Consider the following 13488-nt stretch of genomic DNA (forward strand, 5'->3'; position numbering starts at 1 on the left):
CGTAGGCGGTAAAGCTTTGCCGCTTTGCCGCTTTCGCTTCTCTGGAATTTTTATAACTCATTGATTTGCAAGGGTTAAACAAGTTGGCACAGGCTTTGCTGAATAGCTCGCAACGGTAACCAGATCGCCCCAGTGGCAAAGGTTCAGAGCATGAGCATCAATTTCGGCAAGGCACTCGGTATCCACGAACAGGCGCTCGCGTTCCGCGCTCAGCGCGCCGAGGTGCTGTCCAACAACATCGCCAACGCCGACACGCCGAACTACAAGGCGCGCGATCTGGACTTCGCCAGCGTCCTCGCCGAGCAGAATGCCAAGCAGCAGCGCGGCAACGTCAGCCTGGCGCGCACCGATGGCCGCCATATCGCAGCTGACGGCGTGGCCACGGGCGAGGCCGAGCTGCCTTACCGCACGCCGTTCCATGCCTCTCTGGACCAGAACACCGTCGACCTGCAGATCGAGCAATCGAACTACGCGGAAAACTCGGTGCAGTTTCAGGCCAGCTTCACCTTCCTCAACAGCAAGTTCAAAGGGCTGACCGCGGCCCTGCGCGGCGAATAAGGAGCGCGACCATGTCTCTTGCCAGTGTCTTCAATATCGCCGGAACCGGTATGAGCGCCCAGAGCACTCGCCTGAACACCATTTCCAGCAACATCGCCAACGCCGAGACCGTCTCCTCGAGCATCGATCAGACCTATCGGGCCCGTCATCCGGTATTCGCCACGGTGTTCCAGCAGGCGCAGGACGGGGATCGCGGCTCGCTGTTCGCCGAGCAGGACGACGCCGGCCGTGGTGTCCAGGTGCTCGGTGTGATCGAGGACCAGAGCAGCCTGATGCCGCGTTACGAGCCGGACCATCCGATGGCCAACGCCGATGGTTACGTCTACTACCCGAACGTCAATGTGGTCGAGGAGATGGCTGACATGATTTCCGCCAGTCGCGCCTTCCAGACCAACGTGGAAATGATGAATACCGCCAAGCAGATGCTGCAGCGTGTGCTGACCCTCGGTCAGTAACGTATTTGAAGGGGACTAGGGATGAGCACAGTAAGCGGCACGAGTTCGGTACTCGACCAGTATCAGATCAAGCAGGACACCACGCAGAACAAGGAGCTCGGCAAGAACGAGTTCCTCAACCTGCTGGTGGCCCAGTTGAACAACCAGAACCCGCTGGAGCCGCAGGGCAACGGCGAATTCATCGCCCAGCTGGCACAGTTCAGTCAGGTGGAGGGTATCGAGAAGCTCAACACCAGCATGGAGTCGCTGCTCTCCGGCTACCAGTCGTCGCAGGCGCTGCAGGCCTCCTCGCTGGTCGGACGCAAGGTGATCATCCCCAGCGAGAAAGCCGTCGTCGATACCAGTGAGAGCTTCAAGGCGACCGCCGTTCTGCCGGTCAGCAGCAGCAACGTCTACGTCAACGTCTACGACAACGCCGGTTCGCTGGTGTCACGCGTCAACCTCGGCGAGCAGGCTGCCGGCAACGTCAGCTTCATCTGGGACGGCAAGGATTCCAACGGCAACCTGATGCCGCCAGGGACCTACAAGTTCGAGGCGCAGGCCACGTATGGCTCGGAAACCAAGGGGCTGTACACCATGTTGCCGGCCAACGTCGACAGCGTGACGCTGGGTGGCGGCGAGCTGATGCTCAACCTCGCCGGTCTCGGCAGTGTTCCGCTTTCGCAAGTGCAGGTCATCGGCCAGTAATTATTGCCGCCGGCAGTTCCGGCAAAGGAGTCTTCCATGTCTTTCAATATCGGTCTCAGCGGTCTGCGGGCGGCAACCAGCGACCTCAATGTCACGGGCAACAACATCGCCAACGCCGGCACCGCGGGTTTCAAGCAGTCTCGCGCCGAGTTCGCCGATCTCTACGCCTCGTCGGTGCTCGGTACCGGCAAGAACCCGCAGGGCAGTGGTGTGCTGCTGGCCGACGTGGCGCAGCTGTTCAACCAGGGCAACATCAACTACACGCAGAACGCGCTGGACATGGCCATCAGCGGCAACGGCTTCTTCGTCACCAGCAACAACGGCGACATCAGCTATACCCGCGCGGGTTACTTCGGTACGGACCGTGACGGCTACATCGTCAACAACTTCGGTTATCGCCTGCAGGGTTACGGCGCCGACGAGAACGGCAATATCCTGCCGGTGCGCACCGACCTGCGCGTCAACGCCGGGCAGCAGGAGCCGAAGGCGACCACCTCGGTCACCCAGACGGTCAACCTGAACTCCAACGCCGTGCGTCCGGTCAATGCCGGGACCATGGCGGCACCGACCTTCGACCCGAGCGATTCGCAGTCCTTCAACTGGTCGACCTCCACCAACATCTACGACGCCCAGGGCAACGCCCACGTCATGAGCCAGTACTTCGTCAAGAACGAGGCGCCGGCCAACAACGGCTGGGTCATGCATGTGCTGATCGACGGCGTGAACCCGCGCGACCCGAGCAGCACCCAGCCCTTCAGCTATGCGGTGAACTACGATGCCGCCGGGCAGCTGGCGACCCCGGCGCTGACGCCGCTGGCCAGTACGCCGGCGAATCCGGCCCTGGACGCGCCGGCGATTCCGGCAGGCACACCGAACGGCATCTTCGCCCTGGCCGATACCGACTGGACGCCGGCGGAAGAGGACCCGGCCAACCCGGGCACGATGGTCGCCAACGGGGCCGACAGCGAGGCATTCACCTTCGACATGCGTGGTTCGACCCAGTACGCCGCGTCGTTCGGGGTCAATGCCGTCAGCCAGGATGGCTATACCACGGGTCAGCTTGCCGGGCTCGAAGTCGACGACACCGGCGTGATCTTCGCCCGCTACACCAACGGTCAGTCGAAGGTGCAGGGGCAGGTGCTGCTGGCCAACTTCGCCAACGTCCAGGGGCTGACGCCGGTGGGCAAGACGGCCTGGGTGCAGTCCTTCGAGTCGGGTGAGCCGGTGATCGGTACTCCGCGCAGCAGTACGCTCGGGGCTCTGGAGGCGGGGGCGCTGGAGGATTCCAACGTCGAGCTGTCGGACCAGTTGGTGAACCTCATCGTGGCGCAGCGCAACTATCAGGCGAACGCCAAGACCATCGAGACCGAGAGCGCCATCACCCAGACCATCATCAACCTGCGTTGATGGCGCTGACCTGAGATGAAGCGGCAAGCCAGGCTTGCCGCTTTGCCGTTCCGCAACCGGCAAAACCTCGCCGCCGCATGTCTTTCGGCGCTTTCTCCTTCTAGATAAGTCCTTTTAAATCAGTGTCTTGTACTTGATTTATCCGTTTGGCACGGCGCTTGCTGTAAAGCATGCAAAGAGCCAAGGGCACGTCGCCCACTCGGAGAATTACCATGGACAAGATGCTGTACGTCTCCATGACCGGAGCGCAGAACAACACCCTGGGTCTGCGCGCCCACGCCAACAACCTGGCCAACGTGTCCACCTCGGGTTTCCGTCGTGATTTCGAGCAGGCGCGTTCGATGCCGCTGTTCGGCGACACCTACCCGGCGCGCGTGTTCGCGATGAGCGAGCGCCCGGCGACCGATTTCCGCCCGGGTTCGCTGCAAGAGACCGGGCGCGACCTCGATGTCGCCATCGGTGGCAAGGGTTGGGTCGCCGTGCAGGCCCCGGATGGCAGCGAGGCCTACGTCCGTACCGCCAGTCTGAATATCGATGCCCTCGGTGTGCTGCGCACCGGCAACGGCTTGCCGGTGATGGGCAATGCCGGGCCGATTGCCGTGCCGCCGGAGCAGAAGGTGGAGATCGGCCAGGACGGCACCATCAGCATTCGTGCCCTTGGCGAAAACCCCAACGTGCTGGCCGAGGTCGACCGCATCAAGCTGGTCAATCCCGATCCGAAGAGCCTGGAGAAGGGCACCGACGGTCTGATCCGGGTCAAGGGCCAGCCTGAAGCAGAGGTCGATGCCACGGTGCAGCTCACCTCCGGCTTCCTCGAGGCGAGCAACGTCAATGCCGTCGAAGAGATGACGGCGATCCTGTCCCTGTCCCGTCAGTTCGAGCTGTCGGTGAAGATGATGCGTACCGCCGAAGACAATGCCTCGGCCATGGCGCGGGTTTTGCAGATTAGCTAATTACCAGTACGCGGCGCCGTAAAACCGGCGTCCGAGGAGAAACGATATGCTTCCGGCACTTTGGGTCAGCAAGACCGGTCTGTCCGCCCAGGACATGAACCTGACCACCATTTCCAACAACCTGGCCAACGTCGCGACCACTGGCTTCAAACGCGATCGGGCCGAGTTCGAAGATCTGCTGTACCAGATTCGTCGTCAGCCGGGTGGCCAGTCCAGCCAGGACAGCGAACTGCCGTCCGGCCTGCAGCTCGGCACCGGTGTGCGGGTGGTCGGTACGCAGAAGATCTTCACCGCCGGTAGCCTGCAGACCACCGAGCAGCCGCTGGACCTGGCCGTGAATGGCCGTGGTTTCTTCCAGATCCTGCAGCCCGATGGCACTGTCTCCTACACCCGCGATGGCAGCTTTCACCTGAACTCCGATGGCCAGATCGTCACCTCCCAGGGCTTTGCCCTGGAGCCGGCCATCGTCCTGCCCAACGAAGTGCGCACCTTCACCGTCGGCGAGGACGGCACCGTGTCGGTCACCACCGCCGGCAACCCGCAGCCGCAGATCATCGGCAACATCCAGCTGGCTGACTTCGTCAACCCGGCAGGTCTCGAAGCCATCGGCAACAACCTGTTCCTGGAAACCGGTTCCAGCGGCGCGCCGCAGGTCGGCAACCCTGGCCTCAACGGTCTGGGCACCACCCTGCAGAACACCCTGGAAAACTCCAACGTCAGCGTGGTGGAAGAGCTGGTGAACATGATCACCACCCAGCGCGCCTACGAAATGAACTCCAAGGTGATTTCCACCGCCGATCAGATGCTGTCCTTCGTGACGCAGAACCTCTGATCAATCCTGATTCTGTTGTGAACGCCGCGAGGTAGTGGTTATGAACCGGCAAATACTCTGTTTCCCCCTGTTGGCTGGCCTGCTGCTCGGCAGCGGCTGCGTGGCGCCGACAGCCAAGCCGGATGATCCCTATTACGCGCCGGTACTGCCGCGCACGCCGTTGCCGGCGGCACAGAACAACGGTTCGATCTACCAGGCAGGATTCGAGAACGGCCTGTATGACGACCGCAAGGCGTTCCGCGTCGGCGACATCATCACCATCACCCTCAACGAGCGGACGCAGGCCAGCAAGAATGCCAACAGCTCGCTGCAGAAGGACAGCAGCGGCACCCTGGGCGTGCCCAATCTGTTCGGCATGGCGGTAGCACCGAAGAATCCGCTGAGCGGCCTCAGCGCCCTGGGCATGACCAACGACAAGCTGAGCCTGGATTCGAGCTGGGATTCGCAGCGCGCCAACACCGGCTCCGGCCAGGCAGGGCAGAGCAACAGCCTGTCCGGTTCGATCACCGTGACCGTCGCCGAAGTGCTGCCCAACGGCATCCTCGCCGTACGCGGCGAGAAGTGGATGACCCTCAATACCGGTGATGAACTGGTGCGCATCTCCGGTCTGGTTCGCGCCGACGACATCGCCACCGACAACACCGTCGCCTCGACGCGGGTGGCGGATGCGCGCATCACCTATTCCGGTACCGGGGCCTTCGCCGACGCCAGTCAGCCTGGCTGGTTGAGCCGCTTCTTCATGAGCCCGCTGTGGCCGTTCTGACCCTGAGGGCGCGCAAATGAAAACCTGGTTGCCTCATCCTTCGTTCCTGGCGCTGAGCCGTCTGGCCCACTGGTATGCGCGACTCACCGCGAGCGGTTCTGCGCGCAAGGCCTTCGCGGTCGACGCAGCGCGCAAGCCGGGCGGGCGCGTACAGCCCAGCAGGGCCTCCAGCCGGCATGAGGGCGTCGCAGCCGGAGCCTGCCGCCGTCAGTTCGCCGTGGCCCATCGCGGCTACCGTCATCGCGGTGCCAACGACTGGCTGCTCCTGGCCACTCTGCTCGGCTGCATGCTGCTGAGCCTGCCGACCCAGGCCGAACGCCTGAAGGACCTGGCCTCGATCCAGGGTGTGCGCAGCAACCAGCTGATCGGCTACGGCCTGGTGGTGGGGCTCAATGGCAGTGGTGACCAGACCACCCAGACCCCGTTCACCGTGCAGACCTTCAACAACATGCTGGCGCAGTTCGGCATCAAGGTGCCGGCCGGCGGCAACGTGCAGCTGAAGAACGTCGCCGCCGTGTCGGTGCATGCCGACCTGCCGCCGTTCGCCAAGCCGGGCCAGGTCATCGACATCACCATCTCGTCGATCGGCAACGCCAAGAGCCTGCGCGGCGGCAGCCTGCTGATGACCCCGCTCAAGGGCATCGACGGCAACGTCTATGCCATCGCTCAGGGCAACCTGGTGGTCGGCGGTTTCGATGCCAGCGGCGCCGATGGCTCGCGCATCACCGTCAACGTGCCGTCCGCCGGCCGCATCCCTGGCGGTGCCACCGTGGAACGCCCGGTGCCGAGCGGTTTCGATCAGGGCAACTACCTGACCCTGAACCTCAATCGCCCCGACTTCACCACGGCGAAGAACATCGTCGACCAGGTCAACAACCTGCTGGGCCCGGGCGTGGCACAGGCCATCGACGGCGGCTCGATCCGGGTCAGCGCGCCGCTCGACCCCAACCAGCGCGTCGACTACCTGTCGATTCTGGAGAATCTCGAGGTGGAGGCCGGGCAGGCCATCGCCAAGGTCATCATCAATTCGCGTACCGGCACCATCGTCATCGGCCAGAACGTCAAGGTTCAGCCGGCGGCCGTCACCCACGGCAGCCTGACGGTGACCATCACCGAAGACCCGATCGTCAGCCAGCCGGACGCGCTCTCGGGCGGCCAGACGGCGGTGGTGCCACGCTCGCGCGTGGGCGCCGAGGAGGAGGCCAAGCCGATGTTCAAGTTCGGTCCGGGTACCAGCCTCGACGAGATCGTGCGTGCGGTTAACCAGGTGGGCGCTGCGCCCTCCGATCTGATGGCCATCCTGGAGGCGCTCAAGCAAGCCGGCGCTCTGCAGGCCGACCTGATCGTGATCTGAGGAGGACTGCCGATATGGATTCTCGACTCTCGGCCGGCCTGCTCGGCAACGGCAAAAGCCCGATCGACAGCGGTGCCTTCACCGACCTGAACCGCCTGAACCAGTTCAAGGTCGGTGGCGACAGCGAGCAGAACATCCGCAAGGTCGCGCAGGAATTCGAATCGCTGTTCATGAACGAAATGCTCAAGGCCATGCGTTCGGCCAACGCCGCGTTCGGCGAGGGCAACTTCATGAACAGCAACGAGAGCAAGACCTACCAGGACATGTACGACCAGCAGCTGGCGGTGACGCTCTCCAAGGAAGGGCGTGGCATCGGCCTGGCCGACGTGCTGGTACGGCAGATGTCGAAGATCAAGCAGCCGTCGAGCCGGCCCAATCCGTTCGCCCAGGTCGAACAGCCGGTGGCTGCGACGTCCGCCGCGACGACCGACAAAGCGGCAGACAAGGTGGCCAGCGCCGAAGGCTTCCGTGATGACGTGGCGCTGCTCAATCGCCGTCGTCTGGCCGTGCCCGGCAAATTGGCGGACCGCCTGCTGGCAGGCATCGTGCCGTCGGCCGGGGAGGGGGAGGGCAAGACCCTGTCCGGCAACGACTGGATTCCGGCGCAGAGCAGCGCCGCGCCACGGGACAAGGCCCTGAGCCTGGGCAACAGCGACGCCCTGACCGGCCGCCGTATCGCCCAGCCCCCGCTGGCGCCGGGCAAGGCGGCATTCAGTTCGCCGCAGGAGTTCGTCGCCACCATGCTGCCGATGGCCGAGGCCGCCGCCGAGAAGATCGGCGTGGACCCGCGCTACCTGGTGGCGCAGGCCGCGCTGGAAACCGGCTGGGGCAAATCCATCATTCGTACCGGCGATGGTCAGAGCAGCCACAACCTGTTCGGCATCAAGACCCACAATAGCTGGGATGGCGAGTCGGCACGCGTGCTGACCACCGAGTATCAGGGCGGCAAGGCCGTGCGTGAAACCGCCAACTTCCGTGCCTACGACTCCTATGCGCAGAGCTTCGACGACTACGTCAGCTTCCTGCAGAACAACGGGCGCTACGAGAAGGCCCTGAGCACCACCGACAACCCGGAGCGCTTCGTCAAGGAACTGCAGCAGGCCGGTTATGCCACGGATCCGCAGTACGCCCGCAAGATCTCCCAGATCGCGCGCAAGATGCAGACCTATCAGGCAATCGCCGCTGCCGACAGCGCCACCACAAGGACCTGAGGTTGACTCATGGCTGACCTACTCAACATAGGCCTGTCCGGGCTGGCAGCGAACAAGACGTCGCTGTCGGTGACGGGGCACAACATCGTCAACGTCAACACGCCCGGTTTCTCCCGCCAGGAAACCGTGCAGGCCACCCGCACGCCACAGTTCAGCGGGGCGGGGTACATCGGCTCGGGCACCACGCTGGTCGATGTGCGGCGCATCTACAACGAGTTCCTCAATACGCAGGTGCGCAGCAGCACGGCGTTGAACAGCGACACCCAGGCCTACCTGAGTCAGATCAACCAGCTCGACTCGTTGCTCGCAGGCAGCACCACCGGTGTCACGCCGGGCCTGCAGAAGCTGTTCGCCGCGTTGCAGACGGCCGCCGAGGACCCCGCCAACATTCCGGCGCGGCAGCTGGTGCTGTCCGAAGCCGAGGGCCTGGCCAAGCGCTTCAACACGATCTACGACCGGCTGAACGAGCAGAACGCCTTCATCAACAAGCAGCTGTCCGCCGTGACCGATCAGGTCAATCAGCTGGCGACCTCGATCGCCGGTTACAACGATGCCATCGCCGTGGCGGCGTCCAACGGGCAGGCCCCGAACGACCTGCTCGACGCCCGTGAAGAAGCGGTGCGCAAGCTCTCCGAGTTCGTCGGCGTGACGGTGGTGCCGCAGGACGACAACACCTACAACCTGTTCATCGGCTCCGGCCAGCCGCTGGTGGTGGGCAGCAATGCCGCACGCCTGGAGGTGACGCCGGGGCAGAGCGACCCGTTGCGCAGTGAAATCCAGTTCGTCAGCGGCAACTCGCGGCAGAACGTCACCTCGCTGATCACCGGTGGCGAGATGGGCGGCCTGCTGCGCTATCGCCAGGACGTGCTGGACACCTCGCTGAACTCGGTCGGCCGCCTGGCGCTGTCGGTCACCGACCAGATCAACCGCCAGCTGGGCCAGGGCCTGGACCTCAACGGCGAGTTTGGCAACGAGCTGTTCAGGCCGCTCAACGATCCGCTGCTGCTGGCCCAGCGCAGCCTGGCCCGCGTCGGCAACAGCGACCCGACGGCCAATCTCAACGTCACGATCACCGACACCACGCAGTTGACCACTAGTGACTACGAGGTGCAGTTCACCAGCGCAACCGAGTACGTGGTGCGGCGTGTCTCCGATGGCACCCTGTTCCCGCCGACGCCGGCGACGTTCGATATCACTACCGTCCCGGCCCCGGAGGTCGATGGCTTCTCGCTCGGCGTGGCGGCAGGCACCTTCGCCGCGGGGGATCGCTTCTCCATCATGCCGACCCGCAATGCCGGCAGCCACATGCGTGCCGACATGAAGAACGCCGAAGAGCTGGCGTTCGCCTCGCCGCTCAAGGCCGAGACCAGCCCGGCCAATATCGGCACCGGCAAGATCACCCAACCGAGCCTGCTCACCGAGATCGACATCTACGATCCGGTCGCACAGGCCGACCTGGAGACCAGTCTGCGCAATGCGCCGCCCCTGCGCATCGTGATGGGGGCGGGCGGTGGTGCGACCCAGAGCTACGACGTGGTCGACATCAACGGCAACGTGATCGACACCGGCAGCATTGTGCCGGGACAGAACAACACGGTCACCATCACCGTACCGGCCAACCCGCCGAACGTGCCCAGCACCTTCGATTACGAAGTCACCATCAGTGGCCGTCCCGAGGGCGGCGACAACTTCTCGGTGTCGTTCAACACCAATGGCGTGTCCGACAACCGCAACGCCCTGAAACTGACCGACCTGCAGAACAAGGCGGTGATCGGCATCAACCCGGCGGCGCCTGGCACGACCGGTGCAAGTTTCACCGACTCCTACGGTGATCTCGTCGAGCGTGTCGGTACCCTGACCAGCCAGGCACGGGTCGACGGAGAGGCGACCGGTGCAATCCTCAAGCAGGCCACCGACAACCGCGATTCGGTCTCCGGGGTGAACCTCGACGAGGAGGCCGCCAAGCTGATTCAGTTCGAGCAGTACTACCAGGCGTCGGCGCAGATCATTCAAGTTGCGCGTAGCCTGTTCGATACCCTGATCAATACATTCTGATAGTCACCCTCCCGGCATCGAGAGGGTGTAGCCTGTTCAACTGACAGGCGTTGCAAGAGGCAAGCCCCATGGTCATGCGCATTTCATCCATCCAGGCGTTCAACAACGGCGTTTCCGGTCTGGGGCGCAACTATTCCAATGTGATCCGGACCCAGGAACAGATCAGCAGCGGCAACCGCATCCTCACGCCGGCGGACGATCCGGTGGCCTCGGTGCGCCTGTTGCAGCTGGAGCAGCAGCAGGCCGTGCTCAAGCAGTACAACGACAACCTGACGGCAGCGGAAAACAGCCTGGTGCAGGAAGAGACCACGCTCAACTCGGTCAACACCGTCATGCAGCGGGTGCGCGAACTGGCCGTGCGTGCCGGCGGCGGAAGCCTGTCGGCAGAGGATCGCCAGTCGATCGCCAAGGAGCTGGAGGAGCGCGAGGCCGAGTTGCTCAACCTGATGAACAGCCGCAACGCCCGTGGCGAATACCTGTTCAGCGGCAACCTGGGCAAGACCGAGCCGTTCGTCCGCAACCCGGACGGCACCTACTCCTACTTTGGTGACGAGGGTCAGCGCAGCCTGCAGGTCGCCAGCTCGACCAACGTGGCGATCAACGACAACGGCAAGCGTCTGTTCGAGAGCGTCACCAATGCCAACCGGGTGGCCAACACCGACGGTGTCAACAACCCGGCATTGCCGACGCCGCCGCTGCCGGCCACCAGCATTCCGGCGGTTCCCGCCGACGAGCAGCGCGTGTTCATCTCGCCGGGCCTGGTCGAGGACGACCGCGCCTTCAACTCCACCTTCCGCAGTGGCGAGCCCTATTCGCTGGCGTTCGTCAGCGGCAACGAATTCCGCATCTACGACGCTTCCGGGGCCGATGTCACGTCCGAGATTCCGGGCGGCGGCAAGATCGACCCGCTGGCCAACAGTGGCAACACGATCAACTTCCGTGGCATGCGCTTTCAGCTCGACGTGGTGCTGAAGGACGGCGACAACTCCATGGACCTGGACAACCTGCTGGCGGACATTCAGCCGCCGGCAACGGCGGGTACGCCGGGCATCGGTACCCACAGCTTCACCCTGCAGTCGGCCGAGACCGAGTTCGCCGTGACCCGTTCCTCGACCAACGCCTCGGGTGCGGTGGTCTCGGGCGGCACCATCGTCAACCAGGCGACCTTCGACGCGCAATTTCCCACGGCCGGGGTGGTGGTGCGCTTCACCGATGCGACCAACTACGAGGTCTACGCCCAGCCGCTCGGGCCTGGCAGCCCGGTGCTGAGCACGGGTACCGCAGCGGGCCCCTATCCGTCGACCTTCAACGTCTATGGGGTCGACTTCAGCATCTCCGCCCCGGCCAACGCGGCGGGCGGCGATGAGTTCGGCGTGCAGCCGCAGTTCCAGGAGCAGCGCAGCATCCTCGACACCATCGCGCGCCTGCGCCAGACCCTGGAATCCTCGCCGACCTCGCCGGCCGGCAACCTGGCGATCCGTGACGAGGTGGCCATTGCTCTGAAGAACCTCGACAACGGCATGGGCAACGTCGATGAGGTCCGCACCGAGATTGGTGCCCGGCGCAACCTGATCGAGACCACGCAGATCGACAACGAGGATGTCACCCTGGTGAACAAGTCCGTGCAGGCCGACCTGCGAGAGCTGGATTACGCCGAGGCGCTGTCGCGTCTGTCATTCCAGACCATCGTGCTCGAGGCGGCACAGCAGAGCTACGTGAAGATCGCCGGTCTGAACCTGTTCAATCAGTTGCGCTGAGCCTGTGGTGTCTGCCGCCTGAACCTTTTTGGGATTCTTTATGAATATCTGTGTTTTCGGTGCCGGTTATGTTGGGCTCGTCCAGGCAGCCGTGCTCGCGAATGTAGGCCATAGTGTGCTTTGCGTTGAGGCCGACGAGGGCAAGCGAGCGCTTCTGGAAGCTGGTGGCATGCCAATATCCGAGCCAGGGCTGCAGGGCCTGGTTGCAACCAATTGCATGGAAGGCCGCTTACGTTTTTCCGGTGACCTGGTCGATGCAGTGAATCACGCGAATGTCCACTTCATCGCGGTGGGGACTCCTTCGGATGCCAAGGGGAGTGCCGATCTGACGTTCGTCTATGAGGTCGTAAAGGGAATTGCCCAAGTGGCCGAGCGTGATCAACTTATCATCAACAAATCCACGGCACCTGTCGGTACCGCAGACGCTATTCACCAAACGATGTGCGAGGTGTTGCGCGCGCGTGGTCGATCGGAGATTCAGGTCGATGTGGTTTCGAATCCGGAATTTCTCAAACAGGGTGCTGCCGTCAGCGATTGCCAGCGTCCTGACCGCATCATCATCGGTTCCAGCAATCCGAAAAGCATCGAGGTGTTGCAGGAGTTGTATGCGCCGTTCAACCGCAACAGAGAGAAAATCATGGTCATGGATCGGCGCAGCGCTGAACTGACCAAGTATGCGGCCAACTGTTTTCTTGCTACCAAGATTTCGTTCATGAACGAGATGGCCAACCTATCTGAGTTGTTCGGGGCCGACATCGAAGCTGTTCGTCGAGGTATCGGTGCTGATCCGCGTATAGGCTATGACTTCATCTATCCAGGATGTGGCTACGGTGGTGCCTGTTTCCCGAAGGATGTAAGTGCACTGAAGGCTTCGGCGCAGAGCGCAGACTATGAGCCAGCGATTCTGGCAGCCGTAGAGTCGGTCAACGAGACCCAGAAGAGAAAACTGGGCCATAGTGTCCAGGCCTTTTACTCAGGCGATCTGCGTGGTCGTGTCATTGCTCTCTGGGGGCTGGCTTTCAAATCCAATACAGGGGACATGCGCGGCGCGCCGAGTCGTACACTGATGGAGCATTTGTGGAGTGCCGGTGCCACGGTGCAGGCATTCGACCCTGAAGCCATGCCCGAATGTCGCCGGCTCTACGGTGAGCGAGCCGATCTGCGGCTTGCCAGCAGCAAGGAGCAGGCGCTCGTAGGGGCTGACGCGTTGGTGGTGGTTACCGACTGGCAAAGTTTCAAGGCGCCTGACTTTGCCCTGATTCGCCAGACGCTAGGCGATGCGGTGGTGTTTGATGGTCGTAATCTTTACGACCCTCATGTGATGAAACGTCACGGGTTGAAGTACTTTTCCATCGGTCGCCAACCGGTCTGACTGGCACCGTCTGAACTGGAGCTACCCTAACCAAGGTGGTCCACTTGTTGCTATACCTGTATATCGGACAACACAATGTCGACT

Annotated in this window: 12 protein-coding genes; all 12 read left to right on the plus strand. The window is 63.1% G+C overall.

Translation table 11 applies throughout. The features are described 5' to 3' along the window. Window positions 1-150 precede the first annotated feature (150 nt). The 12 genes from flgB to EPK82_RS00900 all read left to right on the plus strand — a co-directional run bounded on the left by flgB (window position 151) and on the right by EPK82_RS00900 (window position 13404). On the plus strand, window positions 151-558 hold the full coding sequence (gene flgB, locus EPK82_RS00845; RefSeq protein WP_037050348.1) for a flagellar basal body rod protein FlgB: 408 nt from the start codon (window positions 151-153) through the stop codon (window positions 556-558). Between the two features lie 11 nt (window positions 559-569). Next, window positions 570-1013 carry a flagellar basal body rod protein FlgC gene (gene flgC, locus EPK82_RS00850; RefSeq protein ID WP_037050350.1) on the plus strand — a complete coding sequence of 148 codons (444 nt, stop codon included), beginning with the start codon at window positions 570-572 and terminating at the stop codon, window positions 1011-1013. Between the two features lie 21 nt (window positions 1014-1034). After that, the gene (gene flgD / locus EPK82_RS00855; protein ID WP_037050352.1) at window positions 1035-1700 is read left to right on the plus strand and encodes a flagellar hook assembly protein FlgD; all 666 of its coding nucleotides are present in this window, start codon (window positions 1035-1037) and stop codon (window positions 1698-1700) included. Between the two features lie 36 nt (window positions 1701-1736). Continuing rightward, window positions 1737-3107 (plus strand): flagellar hook protein FlgE, encoded by a 1371-nt coding sequence (flgE, locus tag EPK82_RS00860; protein WP_134675511.1) that lies wholly within the window; start codon window positions 1737-1739, stop codon window positions 3105-3107. A gap of 212 nt (window positions 3108-3319) precedes the next feature. After that, window positions 3320-4060 (plus strand): flagellar basal body rod protein FlgF, encoded by a 741-nt coding sequence (locus tag EPK82_RS00865; RefSeq protein WP_134675512.1) that lies wholly within the window; start codon window positions 3320-3322, stop codon window positions 4058-4060. 46 nt (window positions 4061-4106) lie between these two features. Next, window positions 4107-4892 (plus strand): flagellar basal-body rod protein FlgG, encoded by a 786-nt coding sequence (gene flgG, locus EPK82_RS00870; RefSeq protein ID WP_037050359.1) that lies wholly within the window; start codon window positions 4107-4109, stop codon window positions 4890-4892. Between the two features lie 40 nt (window positions 4893-4932). Then, window positions 4933-5655, plus strand: a complete 723-nt coding sequence (gene flgH, locus EPK82_RS00875) for a flagellar basal body L-ring protein FlgH (RefSeq protein WP_037050361.1) — start codon at window positions 4933-4935, stop codon at window positions 5653-5655. 286 nt (window positions 5656-5941) lie between these two features. Then, complete coding sequence (locus EPK82_RS00880) at window positions 5942-7009, plus strand: flagellar basal body P-ring protein FlgI (protein WP_037050585.1); 1068 nt, start codon at window positions 5942-5944, stop codon at window positions 7007-7009. 14 nt (window positions 7010-7023) lie between these two features. Then, on the plus strand, window positions 7024-8220 hold the full coding sequence (gene flgJ, locus EPK82_RS00885; protein WP_134675513.1) for a flagellar assembly peptidoglycan hydrolase FlgJ: 1197 nt from the start codon (window positions 7024-7026) through the stop codon (window positions 8218-8220). Window positions 8221-8229: 9 nt separating this feature from the next. Then, window positions 8230-10275 (plus strand): flagellar hook-associated protein FlgK, encoded by a 2046-nt coding sequence (flgK, locus tag EPK82_RS00890; protein WP_134675514.1) that lies wholly within the window; start codon window positions 8230-8232, stop codon window positions 10273-10275. 68 nt (window positions 10276-10343) lie between these two features. Next, window positions 10344-12032: a flagellar hook-associated protein 3 gene (locus tag EPK82_RS00895; protein ID WP_037050368.1), complete on the plus strand. Its 1689-nt coding sequence runs from the start codon at window positions 10344-10346 to the stop codon at window positions 12030-12032. Between the two features lie 40 nt (window positions 12033-12072). Then, window positions 12073-13404 carry a UDP-glucose dehydrogenase family protein gene (locus tag EPK82_RS00900; RefSeq protein WP_134675515.1) on the plus strand — a complete coding sequence of 444 codons (1332 nt, stop codon included), beginning with the start codon at window positions 12073-12075 and terminating at the stop codon, window positions 13402-13404. Window positions 13405-13488 lie beyond the last annotated feature (84 nt).

Origin of the sequence: Ectopseudomonas khazarica (genome assembly GCF_004521985.1) — a bacterium.
In the GTDB taxonomy this organism is placed as follows: domain Bacteria; phylum Pseudomonadota; class Gammaproteobacteria; order Pseudomonadales; family Pseudomonadaceae; genus Aquipseudomonas; species Aquipseudomonas khazarica.